The 25,618-nt window shown below is 30.6% G+C and carries 30 protein-coding genes and 1 pseudogene; 19 read left to right on the top strand and 12 right to left on the bottom strand.

Annotation, left to right across the window (positions count from 1 at the left end):
- Positions 1 to 202: 202 nt before the first annotated feature.
- The gene (locus JEP71_RS00005; protein ID WP_198625532.1) at positions 203 to 502 is read left to right on the top strand and encodes a hypothetical protein; all 300 of its coding nucleotides are present in this window, start codon (positions 203 to 205) and stop codon (positions 500 to 502) included.
- Between the two features lie 345 nt (positions 503 to 847).
- Complete coding sequence (locus JEP71_RS00010) at positions 848 to 2,398, top strand: HD domain-containing protein (RefSeq protein WP_198625533.1); 1,551 nt, start codon at positions 848 to 850, stop codon at positions 2,396 to 2,398.
- Positions 2,399 to 2,645: 247 nt separating this feature from the next.
- Here JEP71_RS00010 and JEP71_RS00015 read toward each other — a convergent pair whose 3' ends face one another.
- Positions 2,646 to 3,548, bottom strand: coding sequence for a GIY-YIG nuclease family protein (locus JEP71_RS00015; RefSeq protein WP_115370338.1), 903 nt, complete (start codon positions 3,546 to 3,548; stop codon positions 2,646 to 2,648).
- Between the two features lie 240 nt (positions 3,549 to 3,788).
- On the opposite strand from JEP71_RS00015, the gene JEP71_RS00020 reads away from it, so the two are divergent.
- Positions 3,789 to 3,965 (top strand): isocitrate/isopropylmalate family dehydrogenase, encoded by a 177-nt coding sequence (locus JEP71_RS00020; protein WP_332872260.1) that lies wholly within the window; start codon positions 3,789 to 3,791, stop codon positions 3,963 to 3,965.
- 110 nt (positions 3,966 to 4,075) lie between these two features.
- Here JEP71_RS00020 and JEP71_RS17450 read toward each other — a convergent pair.
- The 3 genes and pseudogenes from JEP71_RS17450 to JEP71_RS00030 all read right to left on the bottom strand — a co-directional run.
- Positions 4,076 to 4,297: pseudogene (locus tag JEP71_RS17450) on the bottom strand (integrase); the annotation flags it as partial.
- On the bottom strand, positions 4,298 to 4,939 hold the full coding sequence (locus JEP71_RS00025) for an IbrB-like domain-containing protein (RefSeq protein WP_198625534.1): 642 nt from the start codon (positions 4,937 to 4,939) through the stop codon (positions 4,298 to 4,300). It lies immediately after the preceding pseudogene.
- A gap of 12 nt (positions 4,940 to 4,951) precedes the next feature.
- The gene (locus JEP71_RS00030; RefSeq protein WP_198619665.1) at positions 4,952 to 6,178 is read right to left on the bottom strand and encodes a phosphoadenosine phosphosulfate reductase; all 1,227 of its coding nucleotides are present in this window, start codon (positions 6,176 to 6,178) and stop codon (positions 4,952 to 4,954) included.
- 304 nt (positions 6,179 to 6,482) lie between these two features.
- On the opposite strand from JEP71_RS00030, the gene JEP71_RS00035 reads away from it, so the two are divergent.
- From JEP71_RS00035 to JEP71_RS00050, 4 genes are all read left to right on the top strand, one after another.
- Positions 6,483 to 7,142 carry a class I SAM-dependent methyltransferase gene (locus JEP71_RS00035; RefSeq protein ID WP_196533324.1) on the top strand — a complete coding sequence of 220 codons (660 nt, stop codon included), beginning with the start codon at positions 6,483 to 6,485 and terminating at the stop codon, positions 7,140 to 7,142.
- Between the two features lie 62 nt (positions 7,143 to 7,204).
- Complete coding sequence (locus JEP71_RS00040; RefSeq protein ID WP_198619664.1) at positions 7,205 to 7,600, top strand: subtilase family AB5 toxin binding subunit; 396 nt, start codon at positions 7,205 to 7,207, stop codon at positions 7,598 to 7,600.
- Positions 7,601 to 7,724: 124 nt separating this feature from the next.
- The gene (locus tag JEP71_RS00045) at positions 7,725 to 8,060 is read left to right on the top strand and encodes a c-type lysozyme inhibitor (RefSeq protein ID WP_198625535.1); all 336 of its coding nucleotides are present in this window, start codon (positions 7,725 to 7,727) and stop codon (positions 8,058 to 8,060) included.
- Between the two features lie 321 nt (positions 8,061 to 8,381).
- The gene (locus JEP71_RS00050; RefSeq protein WP_198625536.1) at positions 8,382 to 8,885 is read left to right on the top strand and encodes a hypothetical protein; all 504 of its coding nucleotides are present in this window, start codon (positions 8,382 to 8,384) and stop codon (positions 8,883 to 8,885) included.
- 77 nt (positions 8,886 to 8,962) lie between these two features.
- Here JEP71_RS00050 and JEP71_RS00055 read toward each other — a convergent pair whose 3' ends face one another.
- Complete coding sequence (locus JEP71_RS00055) at positions 8,963 to 11,002, bottom strand: autotransporter outer membrane beta-barrel domain-containing protein (RefSeq protein WP_198625537.1); 2,040 nt, start codon at positions 11,000 to 11,002, stop codon at positions 8,963 to 8,965.
- 265 nt (positions 11,003 to 11,267) lie between these two features.
- Positions 11,268 to 11,738, bottom strand: a complete 471-nt coding sequence (locus tag JEP71_RS00060; RefSeq protein ID WP_198625538.1) for a hypothetical protein — start codon at positions 11,736 to 11,738, stop codon at positions 11,268 to 11,270.
- 270 nt (positions 11,739 to 12,008) lie between these two features.
- On the opposite strand from JEP71_RS00060, the gene JEP71_RS00065 reads away from it, so the two are divergent.
- The 3 genes from JEP71_RS00065 (at position 12,009) to JEP71_RS00075 (ending at position 13,555) form a co-directional block, all read left to right on the top strand.
- On the top strand, positions 12,009 to 12,164 hold the full coding sequence (locus JEP71_RS00065; RefSeq protein ID WP_194952313.1) for a hypothetical protein: 156 nt from the start codon (positions 12,009 to 12,011) through the stop codon (positions 12,162 to 12,164).
- A gap of 577 nt (positions 12,165 to 12,741) precedes the next feature.
- Positions 12,742 to 13,089 (top strand): immunity protein Imm33 domain-containing protein, encoded by a 348-nt coding sequence (locus JEP71_RS00070; protein WP_198625539.1) that lies wholly within the window; start codon positions 12,742 to 12,744, stop codon positions 13,087 to 13,089.
- A gap of 244 nt (positions 13,090 to 13,333) precedes the next feature.
- Positions 13,334 to 13,555 (top strand): DUF465 domain-containing protein, encoded by a 222-nt coding sequence (locus JEP71_RS00075; protein WP_109372547.1) that lies wholly within the window; start codon positions 13,334 to 13,336, stop codon positions 13,553 to 13,555.
- 205 nt (positions 13,556 to 13,760) lie between these two features.
- Here the strand turns inward: JEP71_RS00075 and JEP71_RS00080 are convergent, their stop codons facing one another.
- From JEP71_RS00080 to JEP71_RS00090, 3 genes are all read right to left on the bottom strand, one after another.
- Positions 13,761 to 14,027 carry a putative Se/S carrier-like protein gene (locus tag JEP71_RS00080; protein WP_198625540.1) on the bottom strand — a complete coding sequence of 89 codons (267 nt, stop codon included), beginning with the start codon at positions 14,025 to 14,027 and terminating at the stop codon, positions 13,761 to 13,763.
- Positions 14,002 to 15,087: a YedE family putative selenium transporter gene (gene yedE / locus JEP71_RS00085; protein WP_232797435.1), complete on the bottom strand. Its 1,086-nt coding sequence runs from the start codon at positions 15,085 to 15,087 to the stop codon at positions 14,002 to 14,004. The genes JEP71_RS00080 and yedE overlap by 26 nt, the downstream gene beginning before the upstream one ends.
- Positions 15,088 to 15,334: 247 nt before the next feature.
- Positions 15,335 to 15,580 carry a DUF7832 domain-containing protein gene (locus JEP71_RS00090; protein WP_232797436.1) on the bottom strand — a complete coding sequence of 82 codons (246 nt, stop codon included), beginning with the start codon at positions 15,578 to 15,580 and terminating at the stop codon, positions 15,335 to 15,337.
- Positions 15,581 to 15,781: 201 nt separating this feature from the next.
- Here JEP71_RS00090 and JEP71_RS00095 point away from each other — a divergent pair, with 201 nt between their 5' ends.
- From JEP71_RS00095 to JEP71_RS00110, 4 genes are all read left to right on the top strand, one after another.
- Positions 15,782 to 16,063, top strand: a complete 282-nt coding sequence (locus tag JEP71_RS00095; RefSeq protein ID WP_196533314.1) for a DUF5339 domain-containing protein — start codon at positions 15,782 to 15,784, stop codon at positions 16,061 to 16,063.
- A 213-nt stretch (positions 16,064 to 16,276) separates the two neighbouring features.
- Positions 16,277 to 16,810: a dihydrofolate reductase family protein gene (locus JEP71_RS00100; protein WP_198625542.1), complete on the top strand. Its 534-nt coding sequence runs from the start codon at positions 16,277 to 16,279 to the stop codon at positions 16,808 to 16,810.
- 195 nt (positions 16,811 to 17,005) lie between these two features.
- Entirely contained in the window at positions 17,006 to 17,509 is a 504-nt protein-coding gene (locus JEP71_RS00105; RefSeq protein ID WP_198625543.1) for a hypothetical protein, read from the top strand.
- 43 nt (positions 17,510 to 17,552) lie between these two features.
- Positions 17,553 to 17,795 carry a hypothetical protein gene (locus JEP71_RS00110; protein WP_198619656.1) on the top strand — a complete coding sequence of 81 codons (243 nt, stop codon included), beginning with the start codon at positions 17,553 to 17,555 and terminating at the stop codon, positions 17,793 to 17,795.
- A gap of 147 nt (positions 17,796 to 17,942) precedes the next feature.
- On the opposite strand, the gene JEP71_RS00115 is transcribed toward JEP71_RS00110, so the two are convergent.
- Positions 17,943 to 18,698 (bottom strand): hypothetical protein, encoded by a 756-nt coding sequence (locus tag JEP71_RS00115; RefSeq protein ID WP_198625544.1) that lies wholly within the window; start codon positions 18,696 to 18,698, stop codon positions 17,943 to 17,945.
- A gap of 370 nt (positions 18,699 to 19,068) precedes the next feature.
- Here JEP71_RS00115 and JEP71_RS00120 point away from each other — a divergent pair, with 370 nt between their 5' ends.
- From JEP71_RS00120 to JEP71_RS00135, 4 genes are all read left to right on the top strand, one after another.
- Positions 19,069 to 19,266: a ParD-like family protein gene (locus JEP71_RS00120; protein ID WP_109372589.1), complete on the top strand. Its 198-nt coding sequence runs from the start codon at positions 19,069 to 19,071 to the stop codon at positions 19,264 to 19,266.
- A gap of 12 nt (positions 19,267 to 19,278) precedes the next feature.
- Positions 19,279 to 20,055 (top strand): type I methionyl aminopeptidase, encoded by a 777-nt coding sequence (gene map, locus JEP71_RS00125; RefSeq protein ID WP_100158067.1) that lies wholly within the window; start codon positions 19,279 to 19,281, stop codon positions 20,053 to 20,055.
- Positions 20,056 to 20,326: 271 nt separating this feature from the next.
- Entirely contained in the window at positions 20,327 to 20,665 is a 339-nt protein-coding gene (locus tag JEP71_RS00130) for an antiterminator Q family protein (protein WP_198625545.1), read from the top strand.
- Positions 20,666 to 20,884: 219 nt separating this feature from the next.
- Positions 20,885 to 21,748, top strand: coding sequence for a lipase family alpha/beta hydrolase (locus JEP71_RS00135; RefSeq protein ID WP_109372539.1), 864 nt, complete (start codon positions 20,885 to 20,887; stop codon positions 21,746 to 21,748).
- 76 nt (positions 21,749 to 21,824) lie between these two features.
- On the opposite strand, the gene JEP71_RS00140 is transcribed toward JEP71_RS00135, so the two are convergent.
- Positions 21,825 to 22,265, bottom strand: coding sequence for a hypothetical protein (locus JEP71_RS00140; RefSeq protein WP_109372538.1), 441 nt, complete (start codon positions 22,263 to 22,265; stop codon positions 21,825 to 21,827).
- Between the two features lie 320 nt (positions 22,266 to 22,585).
- On the opposite strand from JEP71_RS00140, the gene JEP71_RS00145 reads away from it, so the two are divergent.
- On the top strand, positions 22,586 to 23,323 hold the full coding sequence (locus tag JEP71_RS00145) for a phosphatase (RefSeq protein ID WP_109372537.1): 738 nt from the start codon (positions 22,586 to 22,588) through the stop codon (positions 23,321 to 23,323).
- 74 nt (positions 23,324 to 23,397) lie between these two features.
- Here JEP71_RS00145 and JEP71_RS00150 read toward each other — a convergent pair whose 3' ends face one another.
- Positions 23,398 to 24,996 (bottom strand): methyl-accepting chemotaxis protein, encoded by a 1,599-nt coding sequence (locus JEP71_RS00150; protein WP_198625546.1) that lies wholly within the window; start codon positions 24,994 to 24,996, stop codon positions 23,398 to 23,400.
- Between the last annotated feature and the right edge of the window lie 622 nt (positions 24,997 to 25,618).

A 25,618-nucleotide genomic window follows, 5' to 3' on the forward strand; every position in this document is an offset into this window, starting at 1 on the left:
GCCAATGGTCTTTTCAAGATGTACATCAATACAATCTGTTATTCCTACCTCAATTTCGGTCATAAAAAAGGATGGATATTGGAACATTACTTGTCAACAAAACGGTGATGTTTTTTTTGAGTGTTATTTATTCGTTAGAGCCTCATATTATAATAAAGTCAAACCCCAAAAATGGGGTATTCAGATATTTAATAATAACCAGTTGCTTCAAGTCTCAGGAACAAGACCATTAAGAATTCAGTCCATTACAGGGTTTTCTAATGGTAGACCTATTGGTAATGAATTATCAGTGGGTATCCAATGCGCTTCACTGTGTCGAGTTGTCGGATATTACTCCACACCAATATCTCCTTATCAACATGCCGTTATTGAAGTGGGAAGTTGCGGTTCAGGCACTAAAATCGTACCAATACGATGGCAATTAACAGTATTGCCGGGAGCTAGTGCAAATTCAAGCACGGATGATGTAGTGCAGTATATTGATATTAAGGATTATCAATAAAAAAATAGTGAGAAAATGGGTCGCCATGTAACAACCTCACCAAATAAATAGTATTTTTATGTTGGTATGAAATTATAGTTATTAATTTTTTTTGTTATTAAATATCAATTAATATATAATTAAAGCCTTTTATTCTAAAAGTATGTATAGTTTATCCTATAAAGATCAGAGTGTGATAGTTTTTGTAAGTTATTTTTCACTAGTTTATTCAAATTAAGCTTAATAACAGACTTAAAAATTAAAGAATAAATATGTTGACCTTATAGTCTTAATAAGAGAAATTATCATAAACAAATCTTATAAATTCTTAAAATAAATGACTCAGGAATATAGAAGGTTCTAACTATGAATATTGAAGATGAGTTAACAAGAAAAATTCTTGACCCAATCCATGGAATTATTCGTTTGACAGCATTAGAAATCGAATTTATTAATCACCCATTATATCAGCGTTTGCGTAATATTAAACAAAATTCTTTTTTATATAAAGTATTTCCTTCTGCTGTTCATAGCCGCTTCGAGCATTCTTTAGGTGTACTCCATTTATCAAATGAAATACTTAAAAATTTGCATTTGAATGCCATTCGCTATGGTAAAAAGTATCATGATGGAAGTGTATTTAATGAGATAAATTTAATTCCTAAGCAGAATGTCCAAGAATTAAGGCTTGCAGCTCTAATGCATGATATTGGACATGGTCCAATGTCTCATCAATTTGATAGTTTTATGCCAAGTAAAGCTCAATTAATTGAGTGTTTAGATAGTAAATATCATAAAATTCTTAATGTTTTAAACAGTCCAACAGAAAGTGTTGAGCATGAACAATTATCTTTGATATTTTGTCTCGTTATATACAACGATCTAAAAACACAAGAAAGTAAGGATCAAATAAATATAGACAACGTACTTAAAATAATAGATAAGAGATATGATAATGGTGTTATTATATCAAAAGTTAATGATGAAGAAATTGATATTTTACCATTGATGACGTCAATAATATCATCATGCCCGATAGATGCCGATAGGATGGATTATTTACTCAGAGATAGTTATTTTTCAGGGGTTAAATGCGGACTTTATGATTATAATCGCCTGTTTATGTCCATTGTACCGGTAGAGGAAAATGGTAAGGTATATCTTGCTTATAAAGAAAGTGGGATTGATTCTATTGCTGAATTTATTGGGGCTCGTTCTAGTTTATTCTCTCAAGTTTATTTTCATAAAACTAATCGGGCATTCTCATCTATGCTAAATAAAGTGTGTGAAAATATGAAAGGTAAAAATGATGAGAATTTTATTATTTATGAATGTTGTGATAGTGCAAATCTAAAAGATGATTGCATTGCTGATTTGGTTGAATTTTATACTGATTGTAGTGATGATTATTTTTTAAATGAAAAAGTTGCAAAATGGATAGAAATCACTGAAACAGAAAGTATAAATAAAAAAATATTGGATGATATTATTAATAGGAAACCTTGGTCAAAAATTTATGAAGCTAAGCATTCTATTGTAAATGTAGAAATTACAAAGAGAGATGATGGAACATTAAAAAAAGAATTACAATCAAAATTACTCCCTATTTTAAGTGATGTTCTTGAACAACATCAATATACCATTGATGTTGTTTCAGATACGGCATTTAAAGATATTGATAAAACAGAAGTAAAACTACTAGTTAAAGAAATGGATAATACTTATAAAATTAAAAAATTAACGGAGTGTAGTGATAAACTTAAACAATATCAAAGTATAAAATATTTCATTCGTGTATTTGTAGATCAAAGTATAGAAAAAGCAAAATATAATGATTTAATTCATGAAATTCATGATGTTGTAAATCATGAGATAGATAAATTTCAATCTGTTTTCTTAAATAAGAAAACAGATTAATATAAAATAAGTACACTTGTTTTAAGTGTACTTATTTCTTGATTTTTCCACGATTACTAAACAAATATTTTTTGAATATTATCACTAAAACTATCTTGTTTTAGTATAGAAACATATTCGATTCCAATTTTTCCTTAAAATAGATTAGTTGGTAGGTTACCATATGATCAAATATATTACTTGAGCTGAAAAACTTAGAATTCTTTTATCCAAATTTAGCATTATAGAATTCATATAAAAAGTAAAATCAATCAAGTAATTCTTCTACTTGATTTTGTTGCCAAGTATCGTAAGTACTACCTGTAGATATATGTTTCCATTCTTTTCGTCCATTAGATGCTCGACCAAGAATTACAGCTCCAGCTGCGGATGGGCTGGAAAATAAGTAATCTTGTGTGAATACATAATTCTTTGAATCAATAATGTTGTTATCAAATAATTGAGGTCTAAGATTTTTAACATAAGTATGTTTAGTGTCAGTTACATTTTTTCGAACTTGAGAGCCCTTTAAAACATAAAATTCACCATCTATAATTTTAGCCTTAGCTTCTATTCCTTTGATAGACAAGTAAAAATCAGCTTCATCTTTTATTGATGAATAATTAGTTTTTATTTGCTCACTTGGATATTTGATTTCTTTTAAAAATGTAAGTCCAATAGCGGGGAGTACTACTTGAATTTGCTCCAGAAAATATTCCATATCAGCTGTATCTGATTCAGGGAGTCGATTATATGAGTGAGCAGTGCCATTCATTAGTAAACATTGTCCACTAGATTTGGCTATTTCAATTAAACGACTTTCTAAATATTTAATGTGAGTTTTAGTAATATTTTGATCTTTACCTGTAACTAGGCATACTTTTTCCCAAAAATCTTTACCTCCAGCATCCTCTGTGCGATTGTGTTGTTTCAATCTATTTGCAACATCATCAGATTCGCCAATGTAAACGTTGGGTAAAGTTTTTTCTGGATCATATCCCACTAAAAAATAAATTCCAGTACGTGAGCATTCATCTCTTTTTATTAATTCTACAAGTTTTGTACGAGGTGCTGATAAGACATGACCTGTCCAATTTATAACCTCAGCCGTTAGGATCCCGTTAATGGAGCCATCAGCTAAGAATAATTTTATGCTTTTTCCGTATGTCATTGATTGATCTTTATGTATTTATTAGTGTTGCGATAGATGGTTATACTTGTTGCAATTTATTTAAATATTTCTATTTTTAATTATTATGTCAATACTAATAGATATTATTATTCTTTAAATAATTTCCCCAAAACTACCCCAATCTAAACTAAAAATCAACCAGTTACATACAAACCAAGATCACATAAAAAAAGATTATCACCAACAATAATTATAACTTATTTAATAAGTTACCTAATTATTATGGGTATAATGCTACGCCATATGGGTTGGACTGAAGCCGCTGACTTAATCATTAAAGGTATGGAAGGCGCGATTGCTGCTAAGACCGTCACTTATGATTTCGAACGTCAGCTAGAAGCCGCTAAACTGCTGAAATGTAGCGAGTTTGGTGACGCAATTATCAAACATATATAATTGTTGATTTGATAAATAGTTAACGGGAGCTTATTAGTTCCCGTTTATTTTTTGTACTATAAAATTCTTCCCCAAAATATCCCCAAAACTCTTCAATTAAACAGCAATAATTACCACACTTTGCCTCTATTATCGTGATATTTAGCGGTCATATTTTGTGTTTTATGCCTCAATAATTTTTGTGTATTAATTCCTTGCTCACGATAAAGTCGCCCGGATAAAGATCGTTGTTCATGGAAAGTAGGGGCTGTGCTTTTTCCCCAAGTTAACCCACATTTATCTCTCGCTTTTTTAAACGTTGAGGTTAACGTATTTAGGGTGACTTGTTCGCCTTATTTTACTGTCCAAGCTTCTGAGAAATTGTGTTTTGAAAATAATTCTGCTAATCCACAGATTTGTTTTAAGCGTAATACTTCATCTTGTGACATACCTAGTTCATCACCAATTTGTTTATCGCTCCATCCCAATCTGGATAGATCTCTAACTATATCTGACATAGCTGCGACTTGATGTTGTCCTCTTGCTCGATTATGACGAATAGTGGTTGCTATTTGATCTGATATTGTGTTGTTTTTAACATCAAGGATGGTGACTGGTAAATAATTATTAATTCGTTTTTTTAAGGCGTTTTCTTTACTTAATAAATAACGATGATAGCCATCAACGATTTGCCACTGCAATTGTTTAGTTTTATTTTGTTGTGCAGATAATACTACAACGGGTTGAGTATAACCGTCTTTTACCAATGAGGTTTTGAGTAATCTCTTTTCTGTGGGAGACATAACATTAGGGTTGTAGTCATTTGCTACGACTTGATTTTGTTTTATCCAAAGAACACAATCTATGGGTTCATTTTTGAACGGACTAATTTGATGAAGAAATAATTTGATTTTGTTGATAGCTTCGATTTTTTGCTCATCATTTAGTTTTAGCAGATAATCTTTTAGCGAAGAAAACACTGTTTCAATAGTCATATTCACCTCTTATTAAATCAACTGCCAATTTTTACGTTTTTCCTGTATCCGCTTGCAATATCGGTCATAACAGTGTGATTTGGTAGGACTAAATGCTAATGTTCTACACCAAAAATCATTACGTAAAATAGTTTTACAGATCCGTCGCCAAGACGGAATTTGTTTACTGCTAGTATCACCCTCTTGTTCATCTGGTATTCCATTTGGATAATCTCGCTCAGTATACCAATGGAGATAAACTGCGATTTTATTTCGGTAATGTTCGGCTGTTTGTTCTGGTACGCTCGCTAGTAAAAAGTGGGCGTAAGATTTCCATGTATGATGGGCGGGTTTGCTGATTTTACGTTGTCCAAAAAAACCTGATTTATTACGAGGCTGGGTGTATAACATACCCGCATCAGCACCACTCACTCGTTCACAGGCTAGACTCCACGTCTCAGGTTCTAAAACATGATATAACCATAGCCCTTTGCGTTGTTCAGGGCCAAATGGCTCACAAATGCGCATTTGACTTAAACTAACCCCAGCTTGGTGCATTAGACTATAAATAGAATTATAGGGTAGGTTAAAACGTGAAATGTATGTCCAAATATCTTTTACATGCCAGTCATAAATAGGATAGGCCATATAATAAAAACCTTCGGGTGATGCCGTTGTCCATGGGATATCGTCGGCATAACGTAGTTTTTGGTTGTTATTGATAGCAATAAAGCGATTTAATGATTCATCCGTCCTGATCCCTAATAAAATAACTGAACTACGATGATTTCCTGTGATCCACTGATTAAATGCAGGTGTGAAGTCTTCAAAAATCATATTCGGATGATAAAAAGGGAAAAAGTCTGGATCAGTGATTGCGTATTCTGGAGGTTGCCTTACCCATTTTTTTTCTGGTTCCCAAGCCGTCCAAGTTGGTTCATATTGTGAGATCCCGCTTTCCGTCGTTATAGGTAATGCAATCCAGTAAAATCGCTCCGTACAGTCTTCATACAAAGATTTCATTTTTGCAACATGGCTAATGGTTGCGGAGTATTGCACTTCCCAGTCAAGAAACATGACATTGAATTTTCGATGTCGTTTTCTTGCTTCAGCAGCAACAAGATGAAAAAGAACAGTAGAATCTTTACCTCCAGAAAAGGAGAGAGAGATTTGTTCAAAAGTATCAAATAACCATTCAATTCGCGTTTGAGTAGCATCTAACACATTTATTCCAAGAGGAATTTTGTGTTTGCAAGACATAACTATCACCAGAATAAGTTAGTTAATAGTATTATTACTTAATCATATTTAGATTATAAAGGTAAGTTATGGTTGCTAGTTGTTACTGAGATTTACTTGAAAAAATAGGATAATAAATCATATCTCATTGTTATTATTGATAGTCTCTAGTAATGAAAAAAATTTTTATAATTAAGAGAAATAAAGTAAGTGACTTAGTGAGTAGATAATGTTTTAAAAATATTTCCTGATTTATTATTCGGTATTTTCAACTATTCATACAATAAATAAAAAATAAAATAGTCATTTTATGATAGGGTATTGTATGACATTAAGTACACATGATGGAGTCAAAGTATATACACCAGTGTCATTGAAGCTATATGATTGGTGGGTGCTTAATATTTCTAATAGCTATGCATGGCACTGTGATACGAATAAATATCTAATTCCACATTTTAAAAATCATCTCGGTGAGCGCCATATGGATATTGGTGTTGGAACGGGCTTTTATTTAAAAAAATCATTAAATTATATAAAAGAAATCTCATTGACTGATCTTAATTTGCACAGTCTGGAACATACTAAAAAGTATATACCTGATGATAAATTAATAAATTGCCTTCAGCATGATGTTTTTCAGCCTTTTTCTAATAAATTAAATGCATCTTATAATTCTATCTCATTGTTTTATTTACTACATTGTTTACCAGGAACGATGGATGATAAGAAAAAAGCGATAGAAAATATAAGTTATTTACTGACAGAAAAAGGGGTTTTATATGGCACAACGATTTTAGGGCAGGGAGTCAAACATAATTTTTTTGGTAAAAAATTAATGTCTATTTACAATAAAAAAGGTATTTTTTGCAATTATTCTGATTCGGTGGACTCTTTGGAAGAAATGCTTTCCTCTTTATTTCATGACATCTCTATTCATGTACAAGGTACTGTCGCTTTGTTCACCGCGAAGAATAAAAAATAATAAGAAATATTATTCTGGATTAGAGACCTTTTATCTTTATTTTCTTAAGGAATGGTATGTTAATGCGTAGCCTATTTTTTACCTTTTTATTATTAACACCAGCGGCATTTGCCACAGATACATTAAGTCATAATATTGAATATTATTCTAATGTTACGTTAACGGATTTTAATTCGGGAAAAATTGAAGATGGTCGGTATTTTTGTGTTAAGGCCATGAATCATGGCGGTGAATTTATCGCCTGTGCAGTATCTAACAAGTCAGATTGGGCCTCTTCTTATGATCACTTTTTTCAGCAAGCACATTATTACTACACAACAGGTAAAAGCTTTAGGTTATATGTTCAACCTAATGTTTGGACTCATCCCAAATTTACTCGAGTATATTCAAATAAAGCGATAGCAGGGTTCGCTAGTTGTCATAATAGTCGTTGTATGGGGCCAACAAAAGATAACTAATTGATTAATAGTAAATTTTATAAATTGGATAAATCCCATTAGAGTTTCAGATAGATTTTTTTAAATTAGTGAAGAGTAAAAGAATACTCTATAAACGCTAACTTAATGATATTTAGGAGACTATATGAAATTTTTATTTAAAAGTGTTTTTCTTGCAGTAGGTATTTTGTCTTCTAGTTTTGTTATGGCAGATAATACTGATGAGATAACCAAAATTTCTTATGTGTGCGAAAATAATAAAGTGATGGAAGTTATCTATGTAAATACAGCAAAAGATAGCTATGCGATCATTAATCAAATGGATGAAATGATCCCAATGAAAATCATGAAAATGGCTTCTGGTGCAAACTATGAGGCGATGAATAAAAATTATACTTATAAGCTTTATACTAAAGGTGATAATGCCGATTTAGTCGAAGGAAAAGATAAACCAGTGTTGAGTGGTTGCAAAGCTAGTTAATTACCACTATTTTTATTGAAAATCATTTAGCGCTCTTACTAGAGGTCACTTTGGTGACCTTTTTTTGTATATTTAGCTGATAAATTTGAAATTTGATACAAATAACAATTTTTAAGGAGGAAGAAGAAAATTATAATGGATTATAAAATAATCAAATAGCAATTTAAAATTATTATATATGATTAATGAAATATGATAAAAAAACCATTATACAGAAAGAAGAATACAACAACACGAATTTATCCTTGCGATCACCATATGGATATAATTCACTATATGAAAATATAATTATTTTCTTACAACAAATAGGTTAGAGGTGGTATGAAAAAATACTCATATTCTCAGTTATTTAGTTATGTATTTTCAATTTTATTTATTATAGCTGTATTTTTCTATTGGAAAATTGAAATTAAAGAGTATGTTATAGTTTCAAATGTATCGATTAAAATAGCATTAGGGTTCTCTTTTATTGCCTCGTTAGTATGCTTTTTCTTTATATATAAAAAACCAACTTTTAATAAGGAAATAAAAAATTTATTAATTTTTCCTTTAGCATTAATTATGATTATATTTATTATTGTATATTTCATACTTTCTAATATTGTTTATTTTACTAGCGGAGAAATAAGTAGCTATAAGTCTAGTTACTCATACGTAGAAGGAAGAAGATCATGTTCTGGTATAAAAATAAATGATGAAAGTGAAGGTGAAGTAAAGATTTGTGCTAAAATTGTTCACGGTAATATTTATGAAACGGGAAATGCAGAAGTTTTTAAGAAAACAAATGCAATAGGTTTTGAACTGATATCAGCAAAAACATACTAATATGAAACTGAAATAGAAAACCTCATAAGTTATGAGGTTTTTTATGTGTTAATTTTATAAAATGAAAAATAAAATAGTTAAAAACTCATTCTAAATCCTGCTGTTACATATATCGGAGTTTCTATTTTATTACCATTTTGATAGTTTATTTCAGTATAGAAAAGAGCATCATTACCTATATTAGTTGTTAAACCAACGCCGTACTTACCAGTATTCCCAGAATAACGACTATCAAATGATACGTTATTAATTTCTATTTCGTTATTTTTAATGAATTCACGAGATATTGCTGCTTTTATGTAAGGCTTAACATTGTGGTTTGCAATCAGTAAATTACTTTCTAATGTGGTTCCTAATTCACCTTTTAAGCTATCCGCATTGTGGATGTTTGCTTTCATACCATTATCTAATAAATAATGCGACTTACCAATATGAGAATAAAAGATCTGGCTGTATGGTGTCAGTGTTAATGCGTTTGAGAACGCAATAGGATAGCCTATTTCTGTTGACGTTGTAACCGCATTTTGATTGTAATTTCCTTTAACTCTTCTACCTTCATTCATATTAGTATTGATTTCATTATGAAGATGATTCATCTTAAATAAAGAGTCTACATAAAAACCAGAATGATTAATCCAAGTTAAATAAATACCACCACTATAGCTATTAATATCACCATTATTAATATTGTCAGATTTGATCTTACTCTTAGTGTAAGAAGTTATTAAACCAAATAGTAATTGGTTATTATTTATGGCTATCTTCTTATCTATACCAACTTGCATTCCATTTAAGTTTGAATTGAATTGACTATAACCTTTATCATTCAAATGAGAATTATCATTTAAATAGCGAACCCACACTCCGAGATCATTATTATTTTCACGCAAGAAGCCCATTCTTTGGCGTAAAGTACTCGTCTCAATACTCAATATATGCTGTGGTGCTGAGGCCATATTAATAACGGCTTGAGCACTATTGCTTAATATAGGTTGAGTAACATTAGGCTGTTTAGATGTATCTGGTTGTTTGGATGTATCAGGTTGTTTGGAGGTATCAGGTTGTTTAGAGGTATCAGGTTGTTTAGAGGTATCAGGCTGTTTAGAAGTATCAGGCTGTTTAGAAGTATCCGGCTCGCCTGATTTTCCACCTACAAGATACCACTCTGTATGACCATCATTAGTTTTGCTATTTAGTTTATATTTCCAAACACCAACTTCAACATGACCCTCTTTATTTAATAAATTAAAATTAGCATCACCTCTATTTACATAAACTAATTGAGTATTTTTAGGATCAGAAATTTCTTCTCCGCTATCATTTATTTTTAATCCAAAATGCCCAGTAGCATGATCTGAAATATAAATATTATCGCTTAAACCATTGGCTAAGCTGCTACTTAAAATAAAAGTACCTTCACCGGTGAGCGTTTTCAATTCAAGCCGATTAAATTGCATGCCAGAAATATAATGTTCCATTTCAAGTTGGCTACCAGATTGCATCTCTAGATTGTTAATATGAGTAATTAATTCTGGGCCTGGTTTTTCTGGTCTAGGAGCATCGCCATCATCACCATAATCTTCGTTCCATGAGGGTAAAATATATGTTTTACCTGCTAGTGTTAAGTTTTCTATAAAGATTTTAGTTGAAGGGACAGGATCATTTTTAGATACATCAGTAGATTCAGCATCAATGTTATCAATATATAATTCAGCATTTTTATCTATAAATAATTTGCCTATAGATGATGAACCTGCGCTCATATCAATATTACTTGTGCCTGTTACTATAGTATCTTTAATAGTAGGAATACCTATTTTTTTTGCATCATGAGCATACATGCTAATAGTAGCATCGCCTTTAACGATAGTACCTATCGCGAGACTATCACCATTCATTCTTAATATTGCCTCGTTTGAAAGAGTAATATTTTGTATTTCGTGGCTTTTATCTATATAAAGATTTGTTGTATCACTGTAAGTAGAATTAGAAGTAATTTCATTATTGGAGAGAATAACACCTTGTACATTATTTTCTTTTGCATAAACAGAACTGGCTAAGAAAGATAATACACTTATAGTAATAATATTCTTACTAAAATGTTTATTCAATAGCATAAAAAATGACCTTTTTATTTTTTATTGTGTGAAAAATAATTAATTTATGCTTAATGATTATGTTATTTGTTTTTTTTATCAATTTAAATAACCGTAAAAAAATTTATTTAGAATATAATCTTTCTTAAGGTGAATTCTATTAAAGAAAAATATAATTATTTGCTATATAGAATAATATATCTTAGATGGGTTATTTAGCTTATGGTGTTTTTTATTTAAAAAAACACCATAAGCTAAATAAGAGAATATCATAATAGCCTAGCTATTATACTTTGGGGTTTCTGTATACTAAAATAGCAAAAAATAGAGCCCATAAGAAACTGATAACTTTAAACCATTTAGGATATTTTTTTTGTAGAGAAAACCAGCAAAAAATAAAGGGAGCAAAAAAAGTGGCAATTGCTAGGATAGCAAATTTTGTTTTATAAAATCTTTTTGCTTTAAATTCTTTTTTAACTCTTTTCTCAATTTCTTTGCCGTTTCTTTCTACTTCAGCTCTTTCATTATTCCATAATGGGTATTTATTATCTAACCAACGCGTTATCCCAAATAATGAGCTGGTAATTCTATTTTTTGCGTATTGACTTGTATCGCCAGAATATTTGATTTCTTGAATAATTTGAAAGAATGATACAGTAAGCTTAAGAAACTCATTGTCTAATTTCTCATAAGGCAGAGGCTTATCAGAGTTAGGGCTTTTACTTTTTTTCTCCGATCGTTCAAAACAACCAATCATTGTAGATACTTTATCAACGGTTTTATCTGCAAATTTATTAAATTCTCTTTTTTGAATTTCTTGCGGTGACTGTCCATCATCAGAAAGACTAATTTATCATAAATATATTAATGTTTTTTCTAAACTTAAACAACGAACTATATCGTAAATATCCTATCGATAATGTACTGCTAATCATCTTTAAATGATGATTTTGTAAAACAGTGTAAGTCAGACCGTTCTGTTACTGTTTTGTGTCAATATTTTCTCTTTTACAAATGGGGAATTATTATGTCTACAATGAAAACAGAAGTTATTGTTATTCGTTTAACAAAAAAAGAGCGTGCATTATTGGATTCAATAAAAACAGCACCACTACTTGCAGATTGGATGAAAGAATTAGCACTTTCTAAATTACAAGAGCAAGATATTTCATCTAATAAATAGTTACAAATGCCGGCAAAAATGGAATTGAGTCGGCATCCTTATTTTATTACTTATACAATAAAATTGAGTCGTAACAGTAATAATGGATTATAGTTTATGCCCATTAATTTTAAGATATAGGTATGGATATTAATAAAACTAAAAAAATATTTGAGTAAAGTTAAAGAGATGTAAAGCTAATTGTAATGAGAAAATGATATCAACAACCATTGCCAATAAAAAAGCCCAATGTGGCGGCATTGGGCTTAGTGACTCGAATAGATGGGTATAAAAAACTATTAGAGACCGATATAAATGTAGTGAATTTTCATTTTATAAATTAACAATAAATGCTTTTTTTTAAGTAAAAAGTGCTGTTATGCTTTACGTCGTCTAGTTTTAAAGCAAATTGATGTTTTTTCATTCTATTTAATTGTGTGGAGTTTCGTCGATCTACTCATTTTTATACTTTTGGCTATGTGAATAGAGGGCGCGATGTGCTCTTTTATCAATACTTGGTAGATAACGATAAGTTAATTATAATCAAAAACTTATAAACTCTTTTCTCGAGTGTTTTTTGTAAAATTAAAGATATAATATGAATAAAAACAATGGGTTATTAATTTCAGAACAACAGAACATAATGTGTGAAAGATATGGTGTTTTACCTCAAAAGCCAGAAGACATGGTAGCGATTGCTTTGGATAACCTAAATGGTAATCCTATTTACGGTACACGCATAAAACACTTAGAAGGTGGTACTATAAGTTGGTTTTTCTATTGTGAGGAATATTGTGCAAAGGACGACTTTTATCAACCATTGCATACAGAACATTTGAAAGAACTGCTACCTGAAGTAATAAATTATCTTTATCTACCAGAAGGATATAATTTTATTATTGATAGAGATGGATATGAAGATGTTTGGTTTGAAGAGATAAATTAATAAGTATTTATCATTATTTTATAATTTTTAGATTAAGTAGATTTACATTTTTATATGCTCTTACGTATTGAATTTTATAACTATGCAGAGAGTATATAATATAAAAATATTGAGCTATTTTAAGAATTAAAAATATTAATTGATGTTGGTCTTATTTTTAACATAAAGACAATGACAGATTAATCAGTTTGAGTAAATATTATAAGAGTATTTAATTCACTATTAATAAGGAAGGTAGCTATTTATGTTTCCAGAATATCGTGATTTAATTTCAAAACTTCGTCAGACTGACCCCCATTTTCGTGCTCTTTTTGAACAACATAACGAACTTGACCATAAAATTGTTAGATTAGAACATAAAGATAGAAGAGGATATGGTGAAGAGGTTGTTGAGCTCAAAAAACAAAAACTAAAACTGAAAGAGGAAATTCATCAGATCCTCAAAAACCCACCGGAAGAAGCGTGAGTAATAAAAAATAATTACTCTATAAATACATAAAGATGCAGAAACCATCCAACTAAAAAGGGATGGTTTTTCGTTTTTAGAAAGATAATTTATTTTTAATTAAAAAATTATATAAACCATATAGTTATATATATAAAGAAAAGGCTACTATTGTAGCCTTTTAACTGTCTAGGTTCTAAATATAATAACTTAGTTATGTACTATGCTAAAACTCATCTTTCCAAAGTACATCAAAATGGTTTGAATCTATTTTATAAACAGCTCTAACGTTATCATTAATATACTGTTTATAAATTTCATCGCCAGAAAAATAAATGGATATGGCTAACTCACATTCTGACGATATTTTTCGTGGAGCATCAATAATTTTTGCGGAAAAATTATCTTGTTGGAGTTGTTGCTGAAGTTTTTTTACAGCGTATTGCTCATGAAAAAGGAATAAATAGTTATGCGCCATTTTTACTAATTCCATTATCTTTTGCTTTATTTGCGACATAGGTATAAATAGCAGCAACAATGACAGCAAACAATAAACCAATAATAACAACTAGCTTACCATTATCGGTAACTCCAGCAGGGCTTGAGGCATAAGTGAAGTTATGAGCAAATGCTGCCCCCACTAACATACCCATGACGCTTACAGCTGCATCTGAGTTACCTTGACCTGCATTAGCTAGTTGTCGTAATGGGCAACCTGTAATGAGTACACCACATAAGCCTACAAGCGCCATAGAGAGCAAATTCCATAGACCATCGCTGTGGGCTATTGGTTGATTTTCAAAACCAAGATTAAACTTGCCTAAATAGAGATTACCCAAAAAAACAACGAGTGTTAATGCGATTACACCAAACGCCATATTGTAATTGCGTGATAAAAATACATGTTTGGCCATTCCAATAAAGCAGAATCTTGTGCGTTGAATAATAAAACCAATAATAAGCCCTGCGATGATAGACATCCACACTGGCGCATGACTTGCTCCAGGGCCTTTCACACTGGCATTAAATATATCACTATTCCATAAGAATAGAGCAAATAGGAATATACATATAATAGGTAAAATAAAACCTTCTATAGGAGATTGGTTATAATTTCTTGGTAGAGAAAATCCTTTTTTGACAAATAAACTACCTATGCCAATTCCTATTATTAATCCAACTAATCCTATAACAGCATTTAAATCACCAGCGCCGATACGAAGTACCATTCTTAATGGACAACCTAAAAAAACTAAGCAGCCTACCATCATTAGAAAACCCAGTGTAAGACGAATAATAGGCGCAGAACCTGCCTTTGATTGAAATTCTTTGAAGATAAGTGCGGCAATAAAAGAACCAAGAATAAAACCAAATATTTCTGGGCGAAGATATTGTACCGTTTCGGTGTGATGCAAGCCCATGCTTCCTGCGCTATCACGAATAAAGCACGCTACACAAACCCCCATATTAGGTGGATTTCCGTTAATGCCAAGAAGTAACGCAAGAGTACCAATAATAAATCCAGATAGGATTAAAACCCATTTTATAGACATCAAATGCCTCCGTTGATGGGGGAAGCCCCCCTGACTAATAGAACCTATTAAGTACGGAGCAACTATATATAAGAATAACGTATGATTCTTTTATATAGATCACGTCAAAATTAATAAACTAGATAAGATAATTTTTAGAATCTAAGAATGTTAATTTAATGAGCAATAAGTTAATTATTGTTTAAATAACTTATTCCCAATAATGAAGAGTATAAAATGATGTTTAGAAAAGGATTAATTTAACTATTTACTTCTTTTTCCACTTTGTATATGCATCTGTAATTACAGATGCAATTTTTTCATAATTATCCCATGTATTTTCAACATAATATGAAGAAGATAACCCTTGGGCTAAAACACGCTCGAAATCTTCAAAATAGCTATTATTTTCTGATTCATAATAATATTGTGTAAATGCATATCCTTCATCACTCAAGTCATCACTAATAAACTTCTCGTCACAAACTTGGATAAGAAATGCAAGACCATCCATGTGTTAGCTGATACGGAAAATAATAAACTAAATTTAATTATCATATTTTGATTCCACTTATTATAATAATCATTATTAGATTAGGCTTTATTTTTTAATTAAGATAATACTTATCCCCATTTTATTATTCTTTGAGATAATACTGACTTAAAAGATAATGGAAGTAACTCTCTAACTGTTAACAATACTTAAAGGATATTTATGAAAAATTTTATTTTAGCTTTGGGTTTATTATCAATTTCTTCTATCGCTGTTTCTGCTGATTTATCTAAAACATGTGAAGACTATTTTAAAGAAACTGACTCTTATGTCGAATTAATGGCAAAAAATGATGCAACTAAAGCTCAAGCAGAAGCGATGAAAGCGCAATATACTCAAGCTAAAGAACAATTTGCAGCATTACCTAAAGATGTACAGGAAAGTACTTGTAAGCAAGCTTTAGATTCTTTAGAGCAAATGAAAAAAATGTCAGCAGGTCAATAAATTTTATTTTATTTCGATAAGCCTTATAATAATTAAAGTTATAAGGCTTTTTTTATGACTAAAAGATAAAAATACTTTTTATATCGCAATATCTTATTATTAAATCTAATTTAAAATTAAAAAATAATTTATTTTCATTACTTCTATGTTTGTTTTCAATTTTATTTATTTAATGTTAATATCAAATGCCTTCTCTAAGAATGAGTATTGAAAATGAACATTGTGGTTTATATTGCAACAAGTTTAGATGGTTATATTGCTGATAAGCAAGGTAATATTGATTGGCTTACCAGTATTGAAAACCCTGAAAATTTAGACTTTGGTTTTTCTGACTTTCTTAGTGAAATAGATGTAATTATTATGGGAAGAACAACGTTTGAAACAATAATGGGTTTTGATATTGAGTGGCCCTATGTTCAGCCTGTTTTTGTATTAAGTAATACCATTAAAGAATTACCAAGCTCATTACCTAGTAATGTAAATATCTTATCAGGAAATGTTAATGAAATAATAAAAAGACTTAAAGATGATGGATATAATAGAGTGTATGTTGACGGTGGAAAAACAGTTCAAGGATTTATTAATGAAGGTTTTGTTGATGAACTTATAATAACTAGAATACCAATTTTATTGGGTGAGGGTATACCGTTATTTATTCCAAATGATAAAAAAATAGAATTTACTCATCATAAAACAGAAGTGTATTTAGATTCTTTTGTTAAATCACATTATAAAAAACATAATTAAATATCAATTATTAAATTTGGGGGGCACCTTATTGGTGTCCTTTCTTATTTCTATATGGTAATAATTTAATATAGTTAGTTACTATACATTTCCGTTGGATATATTTTTGTTTATTCTTATTATTTTAGTTAAGTTATTTATTTGTTCTGTATTTTTTATCAATTTATAGCTTAAATCATTTTCTATCATCGATTTATGAGCAGATTTCTTTATTTTTATATAAATGGGAAAATTTATTTTGTTGATGAATCGATTTTATGGAATAATTATTTACTCCTATTTCTTATTGATATTCAATTTATGCATTATTTTTTATTGTTATTACTTTCTGTATTTGTAAGTTCTGGATGTACCAATAATAAAGTAACTCAGATTAAATTAATTGAAACACACACCGATAATTCCATTCCTGATAGTCACGCAGTTAATAATAATTTGGTTTTTATGTTAGGAAAGCAATCTCGTTTTGAAATGGAAGTTCAAGAAGAAAAACAAAGACTTGGACAAGTTTTTAAAGTTGGTTTAAATGAGAAAAAACCATCAATCAACGATCAGTATTTAAATAATAATTCAACATTAAAGCCTATTCAAAAAATAAGTTTTACTATGCCAGTTGCTGAGCCTATTTGGAATGAAAAAAAACAAACTGTTGAATTCAAATGGAAACAAAAGCCACATTATACTTTTGATGCCTATTAATATTTTAATATCAATTTAAAATTTAATTTTATATGGATAAATTATGCGCATAGCAATCACCTTATTATCTTTTCTATTATTGGGTTGTACTACTGATAACGTTACTTTTAGTACGGGTAATTCAGGGAGCCATAGAATAGGCAGTCCAGTATGTTCTACATTAGTTTGTGGTAAAAATACTCGAACACCAGGAGAGCAAAAATCAATTAATGAGGCTGTTCATGAACAACAGCGGGCTATTATGCGAGGAGAAAAACCTGATTTGCAGATCATGGCTTCTTATTAGAATTTAACACGATTGAAATAGAGCTAGAAAAAGTGCACTAGCATTAAATGCTAATATAAATCTTAAGCCGCTTTATTTCATAGTTGCTCAAAAAAATAGCGTAATAATTTACGCTATTTTTAGCAGAAGAAATTTAATGGATAAAGATTAAGGGATACAAGGCTCTGGTGCATAGTTACTATTTGGAAAAGGATTTGGTAAATAGCTACATTTCTTCATCATTTGTTGTGAGCCTTCTTCTGATTCAAAAAGTGCAACACCAATTACCCCCATATTTCTTTTATCACCTTGAGCACTATAATTTACATATCCTTCATCAGGAGCGCCAAAGCGAAAAGCGGCAACTTGTTGCTGATTTTTTCTAAAACCTTCAACAAATAAAGTATCTCCAGGTCTTAATAAATAACCTCTATTTTGATAAGAGCCTGCTGTTCCACTAATGACATCTAATCCATCAACAGTAATAACAGCTTCATATATTATTTTATGGCTAGTGTTATGTAAGAAAATAATATAGCGCTCATTCTGTTTTCCATACAGTAAATATTGATTATTCTGTGTGTGATATAATGGCATTATCTTTCTGTATTCAGTCAAGATTGATATCTGTACTGGACTTTCACTAATACACACAATTTTTGAATAAGAATTGGAAGGCGCTCCATTTTGATAAAATATAGATGTTGTTTGTGAAGGTGTTTGTGATAATCGATACGCTTCAACACTTTCAGTAACAGAAGATAAACTTTCTCCCCATTTTGTTGAAAGGGCTCTATTTTCAGTTTGCTCATTGGCAACACTTAAGCTAGTGGGATAGTTTCTCTCAATTGTTGTACAACCAGAGGTTAGTATTAAAATACTACTCAATAACGAAAGTGATGCGATTGTTTTGAATAGATTCATATTCTTGCTTTCCTTAGTATTTATGCGAGATTTGTTTCTAATTTTTATTAATATCAAATTAGCGTTTACTTTCTAATTTGTCTCTCAGCTAATTCTTAGGATAATCGTATTTAAGATAAACAGCTGTAATTTAGGATAATTTGAGACCAAATATTATTCATTTGTGGGTTGGTGTAATAAAGTAGATGAAAATAAAAAAATGATCTCATTATTTTGAGTTTTTATTTTCTCCTATTTCTCCTATTTCTCCTTATTTTTTTATTTAGGCATTTTATGCCTATGGCGGTATTGAATAGCAATTGAAAGAAGAAGAGTTTGATTCTATTATAGAACGTATATGTTTTATTATGATTTGTATATAAGGATTGGCGTGGGTATTGTAAAAATTTCTGATGAATTACATGAGTACTTGCGAAAAGCAAGTAATGTGATGTCACGCTCTGTTAATGCTCAGGCAGAGTTTTGGATAAAAATTGGCATTCAAGCAGAATTAAACCCAGATAAGACATTTCCAATGATTATCAATGAAATGCTGGAAAAAGAAGCCATCAAGCAAGACGTAGAATAAGAGGAAAGAAGAGTGGATAAAATAACGATTAAAACGGCTGATGAAATTGAATTAATGCGTGAGTCAGGGCGTTTATTGGCGAAAGTTTTTACAATGCTTGATGATTTTATTGTACCCGGTGTTTCTACACTAGAGATTAACGATAAAGTTGATGATTTTATTGTCAATGAACTTCAATCAAGACCAGCAAGTAAAGGTCAATATGGTTATGAGTATGTGCTAAATACATCTATCAATGAAGTTGTTTGTCATGGTGTACCAAAAGCAGATGAGCGCCTTAAAAGCAAAGATATTGTTAATGTTGATATCACACTAGAAAAAAATGGATTCATTGCTGACTCTAGTAAAATGTATATTATGCCAGAGGCATCTCCTATTGCGCGTAAATTAGCAAAAACAACGTATCAAGCAATGTGGGAAGGTATTAAGGAAGTAAAACCAGGTGCGACATTAGGCGATATTGGTCATGCTATTCAAAGCTTTGCACAAAGTCATGGATATAGTGTAGTGAGAGAATACTGTGGGCATGGAATAGGAAGAGAAATGCATGAAGCGCCACAGGTACTACATTATGGTATAAAAGGACAGGGCGTTGAATTAAAAGAAGGCATGACTTTTACGATTGAGCCAATGATAAATCAAGGCGGCGCTAAAATAAAAACTAAGAAAGATGGTTGGACTGTTGTAACAAGAGATAAAAAGTTATCTGCTCAATCAGAACATACTATTTTGGTAACAGCAACAGGGTATGAAGTACTCACTTTACGTCCAGAAGAAGTATTACCATAATTGCTACTCTTTTATATTTATAGCCATTTTAAGAGAAAATATTTTTATAATTTAAAAATAATTTAATTTTTAATTAAAGTGGCTAGTTGCATCTATTTTATTTTTCATTCCTATCAATAAATTAAGTTAAAAACTCAATATCTTTATAAACCAGAGTTGTAAATTACACGTTGTTCACTATATTAATATCAATATTCATTAAGTGTTAATGGATTATTATCAAATGATTGCAGGATGCGATTATTACTTTATGGAAAATAAGGATGTTAATATGGAAAATATTTCAAAAACTTTAGAAGCGTGGGGATCATGGGTGGCTAATGATCAAAATGCCATTAATCTATTGAATAATAAAGAAATTATTCCAGGGCGTATAAAGTTAAGAAAAAAATGTACTCATCATAATGCTAATATTATTAATGACTTAATGAAAAGATTGATGGCGCACAATAAAGAGGACTATCAGTTGCTTATTAATTATTATGTTTTTGGTAAAACGTTTATTCAGCTTGCAAAATATGATCAATGTTCGGATACATATATTGGAAAAAAACTGAAAAAAGCAGAAGGTATGATTGAAGGTATGCTGATTTTCTCGGGTGCTAATTAAGACTATAAATAAAAAATTAAAATAATGCTTTACGATCGTAAAATAAAGATTAAGCTAAAAACACTTAGAACAATTAAGGTATAAAAATACGATGCTTACTATAATTTTTGTACTTCAAAGTTGTATTTTAAACTTTGTATTCTAAGTGTTGTTTTAAGTATTGCTAATAGGATGTTTAGCAAATTAAATAGATTAATTTAAACCCAAGGAGTGGAAAATATGTCAACTACATATCCAATTATTTTAGTTCATGGTTTATCTGGTTTTGATGATATCGTCGGTTATCCTTATTTTTATGGTATCGCCGATGCCTTAGAAAAAGATGGCCATAAAGTTTTCACCGCATCTCTTTCTGCATTTAACTCTAACGAAGTTCGTGGTGAACAACTTTGGGAATTTGTGCAAAAAATTCTCAAAGAAACGAAAGCCAAAAAAGTAAATTTAATCGGTCATAGCCAAGGCCCATTAGCTTGCCGTTATGTTGCTGCAAAACATGCGAAGAGCATTGCTTCTGTTACTTCTGTTAATGGTGTAAACCACGGTTCAGAAATTGCAGATTTAGTACGACGTATTATGCGCAAGGATAGTGTGCCAGAATATATTGCTGATGCAGTAATGAAAGCTATTGGTACTATTATTTCTGCATTTTCAGGTAATCGTGGCAATCCACAAGATGCTGTCGCTGCATTAGAAGCGTTAACAACTGAAAATGTAACTGAATTTAATAAAAAGTACCCACAAGGGTTGCCAGCTGTTCGTGGTGGTGAAGGTAAAGAAATCGTAAATGGTGTTCATTACTATTCATTTGGTAGCTATATCCAAGGTTTGATTGCTGGTGAAAGAGGTAATTTACTGGATCCTACTCATGCCGCAATGCGTGTATTAAGTGCATTCTTTACTGAGCGTGAAAATGATGGCTTGGTAGGTCGTACAAGTATGCGATTAGGTAAACTGATCAAAGATAATTATGCTGAAGATCATCTGGATATGGTAAATCAGGTTGCTGGGTTAGTAGGGCGTGGTGAAGATATCATCGCTATTTATACAAACCATGCGAATTTCTTAGCAAGTAAAAAGCTTTAATTATCCTGTATGCTTGTTGTGAAATAATCTAGTACGAATGGCTCTAATCAATTTAGAGCCATTTTTATTTTTTTTATTATTGTTGGTTAATATCTTTATTAACGCTGACAGAAATAGCATAGCCTAATAAATAAAGTGCTTGCTCTAGACTATCTACTTTTGAGGTTTGATTAATTTCAAGTAAACGCTCTATTTGCGCACTCGTTAAATTCATCTTTCTTGCAAGATCGGATTTTTTTGTCTTTGTTTCTAACATCGCATTATGTAATGCAATTTTTAAACAGCTAATAAGAGGTAAGTAGACAATAAAATCACCATCTTGGGCTTTGGATGGAGCAGGAATAGGCTGTTTACTCGCAATAAACTCCTCAAGACCCACATGTAAAATATCAGAGGCTTCTAGTTCAATATCATCTTCTGTATAAGCAACAGCGTGTATATTATCAAAATCACGGTAGGTAATTTCGTAAGTTTCACTTTCTTTATCAAAATGAGCGACTGCTGGATAGTTGAACATAAATAGCCTTTTATAAAGTTGAAAACTAGGTTTAACATGAAATTACACAATATAATGTGTTTTCAAAATCCCTGTGTATAGTACTAAAGTGAAACTCTATTTATCTATTTGATATTAAATAGTATGTTAAAGATTAAAGCATATTTATTAAAATTTATCTTCATTTCTTGCTAATGTGAGAAAAAGTGCAGTAGATAGTACATTGCTTGTTGGTTATTACGTATTTTTACTGGAATTGATAATTAATTCTAGATAGATCTTATATTCAATAAAAGCCATCTTATCGATGTTCATAAGGTGTTTTTAGAAAGGAGTTGTTTATGTATCCCGTTGATTTACATGCTCATACTATTGCTAGTACACATGCTTACAGTACAGTTAGTGAATATTTCCAGCAAGCTAAAAAGCAGGGAATTCAGTTGTTTGCAATTACTGATCATGGCCCAGATATGGATGATGCACCTCATGAATGGCATTTTTCTAACTTACCTGTGATCCCTCGTATTATTGATGGTGTTGGTATTCTTTATGGTATAGAAGCGAATATTAAAAATATTAAAGGTGAAACAGATTGTAGTGAGAAAATGAGCAAGAAATTAGATATTGTACTTGCTGGTTTTCATGATCCAGTAATGAGTTCATTAGGCCTTGTTGATAATACAAAAGCGTTAATTGCAACAATAGCAAGTGGCTGTGTCCAAATGATTACGCATCCAGGGAATCCGAAATATCCAATAGATATTGCTGAAGTTGCAAAAGCAGCTGCTACTTACAACGTTGCTTTAGAAATGAATAACTCATCATTTATTCATTCTAGAGTAGGAAGTGAGAAGAATTGCATAGAAATAGCGAAAGCAGTGCGTGATGCAGGAGGATTAATTGCACTAGGCTCTGACTCACACATTGCTTCTTCACTAGGAAATTTTGATCGAGTATTAGAAGTATTAGCTCAAATAGATTTTCCACAAGAGCGTATATTAAATGTAACTCCAAGAAGGGTATTAGATTTTCTAGAGTCACATGGTAAAAAAGAGATCCCTGAATTTAGCCATTTTTAATATTGGGTTAAATCAATAATAAGAAAGCTATCCTAAGATTAAGATAGCTTTTATGCTGTGAGTAGACTTAACATTTACTGATGAAAAACAGTTAATTCTTGTTTTAGTCTATCTGATTGTGTTTGCAAAGAATCTAATGAACTGACTAATTCTCGTGTCATTGTTGAGTTAGCTTGTGTGGTTTGATCTAATTGATTTATTGCATCTTCAATTTGGGCAATACCATTACTTTGTTCATTTGTAGAAATAGAAATATCGTGGATCATTTCATTAATATTTTCAGTATGTTTAGAAATATCTACCATATTATCGTTTGCGTCAGCGGCTAGCTGAAAACACTGATTTATTTTTTTACTTGAATTAGCGACAAGTACTTTTATCTCTTTTGATGCCAAATTACAGCTAATAGATAATTCTCTTACTTCTTTAGCAACAACAGCAAAACCTTTTCCGTGTTCACCGACTCTTGCCGCTTCTACGGCAGCATTTAAAGCCAATAGGTTTGTTTGGAAGGCGATATTATCGATTGTAGAGGTAATGTCGTTTATTTGTTCAGAGAACGTGACAACTTCATGCATATTTTCAACAACGTTAGCGAGCATTTCATTGCTTTGATGGATCATCGTATCTGTTTTTGTTACTAGCTCACATGATGCTTGTGTATTTTCTGCATGTTGTTTTGATGTAACGCTTAATTGTCGTATTCCTGCGGAGGTTTCGAGTACAGCTGCTGACTGTTGTTCAACACGAATAGCAAGATTATTGTTCATAACAGCAATATCACTTAATTCTGAATTAATAAGACCTGAGCTGTGATTGATGTTATTGACGATCCGTTTTATCTGATCTCGCATTTTTTGAATATTGGCAGTGAGAATATTTATTTCATATAGACCTTTTGTGGTGACATCGGTCGCTAATTCTCCATTACTAATATCTTCGATATTTTTCATTATAGCGTTTAAAGGTGAAATAAAGTTTTTTCGTAGTACAACTTGAACTAAGAAAGAAAAAATAACAATTAATATTGAAATAGCGATTAAGCTATAAATAATTTTATCGTACAGTAATTCTCCTTCATCCAATGAAGCCGTGTAATAATTTTCTAGCTGTTGATGATAGTTAGTATAGGCTTGCTCAAAATTGTCTTGATAGGTTTGTGTTGGTTGATTTAAATACTCGTATGTTTTGCCTTGTTCTAGAAAGGCTAAAAATTCAATGAGCGCGGCATTAAGCTCAGTATATTTCTGCTCTAATTGTTGTATATAACTTTGATCTTCAACATTATGAGGAAAATTCTTGAAACTTTCCCATCCATTTTCAACGTGCTGAAGTTTTTCTTTAGTTTGTTGTAATAATGAGGAGATGTCAGTATTTGCGGTAGCCATTTTATTAATGATTAATAAGTGGCGAGAACTAGCCCTATTTAAGGTATTACGTGTTTGTAGTAGATTTTCCCAAGTATTGCTTAGTAGTGATTGTTCATGGTAGATATTATTTAGTGTGTTTAAGTTTCTCTTGTAATCATTAACTGAAGAGAGAAATAAAACACAAGCTAGCCCAAGAAGTAAGATTAAAGAGCCTGTAATAAGCCAAACTAGGGTGGTTGTTTTTAAACTCGACATATTAAAAGAGACGTTTGGCAAATAACGTTGTTTGAAGTTCTTAAACATGTAATGTTATTTCCTTTTTCATAAAAATATAACTGTGTAATTTATTGATTTTTAAGTTTTATTTTTACTTCCTGTAACTGGTATAGACAAAGAATTAAAAAACAAATGAAAATATGTTTTTAGGTCACTCTTTGATTTAATGCCATATATCCTTTTGATTTTTTCAAATACTAAAAAATAGTATCGGCATTTTATAAATATTCTTTATGCTTATTTATTGTTCTGATTAATAAATTTATTAAATGTATTTATTTGTTTTGTAACACTTTGATTTTTAATTAATTTTTCTTAAATATTAAAAGTTAAAGATAAATAATAAAAATGATATAAAAGAGATCACCTTCGTGGAATATAGTTAACCTGTTGATTTATTATTAACTTTATGTGATTGACTAGTTGATTTTTGAACAATTAGATTTAAATAATGCCAGTGTTTCTATTTATAAAATAAAAAATTAATAATGATTAAAACAGCAATAAATTAAATTATTTTTTGTTTATTTAATAGAACAAATAAGAGAACTTAACGTTATAAATGAGAGAGAAATAAAAAGATTGAAATAGATAAAAAATAAGAAATCAGACGAAATCGCTATAAGCGGAAGGGCTATAATCCCTCCGC

It is taken from the genome of Proteus sp. PR00224 (assembly GCF_016238105.1).
Taxonomy (GTDB): Bacteria; Pseudomonadota; Gammaproteobacteria; order Enterobacterales; family Enterobacteriaceae; genus Proteus.

Coding starts and splice junctions, on each gene's coding strand:
- JEP71_RS00010 (WP_198625533.1), top strand. CDS start 848: ATGAATATTGAAGATGAGTTAACAAGAAAAATTCTTGACCCAATCCAT.
- JEP71_RS00015 (WP_115370338.1), bottom strand. CDS start 3,548: ATGACATACGGAAAAAGCATAAAATTATTCTTAGCTGATGGCTCCATT.
- JEP71_RS00025 (WP_198625534.1), bottom strand. CDS start 4,939: ATGACTATTGAAACAGTGTTTTCTTCGCTAAAAGATTATCTGCTAAAA.
- JEP71_RS00030 (WP_198619665.1), bottom strand. CDS start 6,178: ATGTCTTGCAAACACAAAATTCCTCTTGGAATAAATGTGTTAGATGCT.
- JEP71_RS00035 (WP_196533324.1), top strand. CDS start 6,483: ATGACATTAAGTACACATGATGGAGTCAAAGTATATACACCAGTGTCA.
- JEP71_RS00040 (WP_198619664.1), top strand. CDS start 7,205: ATGCGTAGCCTATTTTTTACCTTTTTATTATTAACACCAGCGGCATTT.
- JEP71_RS00045 (WP_198625535.1), top strand. CDS start 7,725: ATGAAATTTTTATTTAAAAGTGTTTTTCTTGCAGTAGGTATTTTGTCT.
- JEP71_RS00050 (WP_198625536.1), top strand. CDS start 8,382: ATGAAAAAATACTCATATTCTCAGTTATTTAGTTATGTATTTTCAATT.
- JEP71_RS00055 (WP_198625537.1), bottom strand. CDS start 11,002: ATGCTATTGAATAAACATTTTAGTAAGAATATTATTACTATAAGTGTA.
- JEP71_RS00060 (WP_198625538.1), bottom strand. CDS start 11,738: ATGATTGGTTGTTTTGAACGATCGGAGAAAAAAAGTAAAAGCCCTAAC.
- JEP71_RS00065 (WP_194952313.1), top strand. CDS start 12,009: ATGTCTACAATGAAAACAGAAGTTATTGTTATTCGTTTAACAAAAAAA.
- JEP71_RS00070 (WP_198625539.1), top strand. CDS start 12,742: ATGAATAAAAACAATGGGTTATTAATTTCAGAACAACAGAACATAATG.
- JEP71_RS00075 (WP_109372547.1), top strand. CDS start 13,334: ATGTTTCCAGAATATCGTGATTTAATTTCAAAACTTCGTCAGACTGAC.
- JEP71_RS00080 (WP_198625540.1), bottom strand. CDS start 14,027: ATGGAATTAGTAAAAATGGCGCATAACTATTTATTCCTTTTTCATGAG.
- yedE (WP_232797435.1), bottom strand. CDS start 15,087: ATGTCTATAAAATGGGTTTTAATCCTATCTGGATTTATTATTGGTACT.
- JEP71_RS00090 (WP_232797436.1), bottom strand. CDS start 15,580: ATGGATGGTCTTGCATTTCTTATCCAAGTTTGTGACGAGAAGTTTATT.
- JEP71_RS00095 (WP_196533314.1), top strand. CDS start 15,782: ATGAAAAATTTTATTTTAGCTTTGGGTTTATTATCAATTTCTTCTATC.
- JEP71_RS00100 (WP_198625542.1), top strand. CDS start 16,277: ATGAACATTGTGGTTTATATTGCAACAAGTTTAGATGGTTATATTGCT.
- JEP71_RS00105 (WP_198625543.1), top strand. CDS start 17,006: ATGAGCAGATTTCTTTATTTTTATATAAATGGGAAAATTTATTTTGTT.
- JEP71_RS00110 (WP_198619656.1), top strand. CDS start 17,553: ATGCGCATAGCAATCACCTTATTATCTTTTCTATTATTGGGTTGTACT.
- JEP71_RS00115 (WP_198625544.1), bottom strand. CDS start 18,698: ATGAATCTATTCAAAACAATCGCATCACTTTCGTTATTGAGTAGTATT.
- JEP71_RS00130 (WP_198625545.1), top strand. CDS start 20,327: ATGGAAAATATTTCAAAAACTTTAGAAGCGTGGGGATCATGGGTGGCT.
- JEP71_RS00135 (WP_109372539.1), top strand. CDS start 20,885: ATGTCAACTACATATCCAATTATTTTAGTTCATGGTTTATCTGGTTTT.
- JEP71_RS00140 (WP_109372538.1), bottom strand. CDS start 22,265: ATGTTCAACTATCCAGCAGTCGCTCATTTTGATAAAGAAAGTGAAACT.
- JEP71_RS00145 (WP_109372537.1), top strand. CDS start 22,586: ATGTATCCCGTTGATTTACATGCTCATACTATTGCTAGTACACATGCT.
- JEP71_RS00150 (WP_198625546.1), bottom strand. CDS start 24,996: ATGTTTAAGAACTTCAAACAACGTTATTTGCCAAACGTCTCTTTTAAT.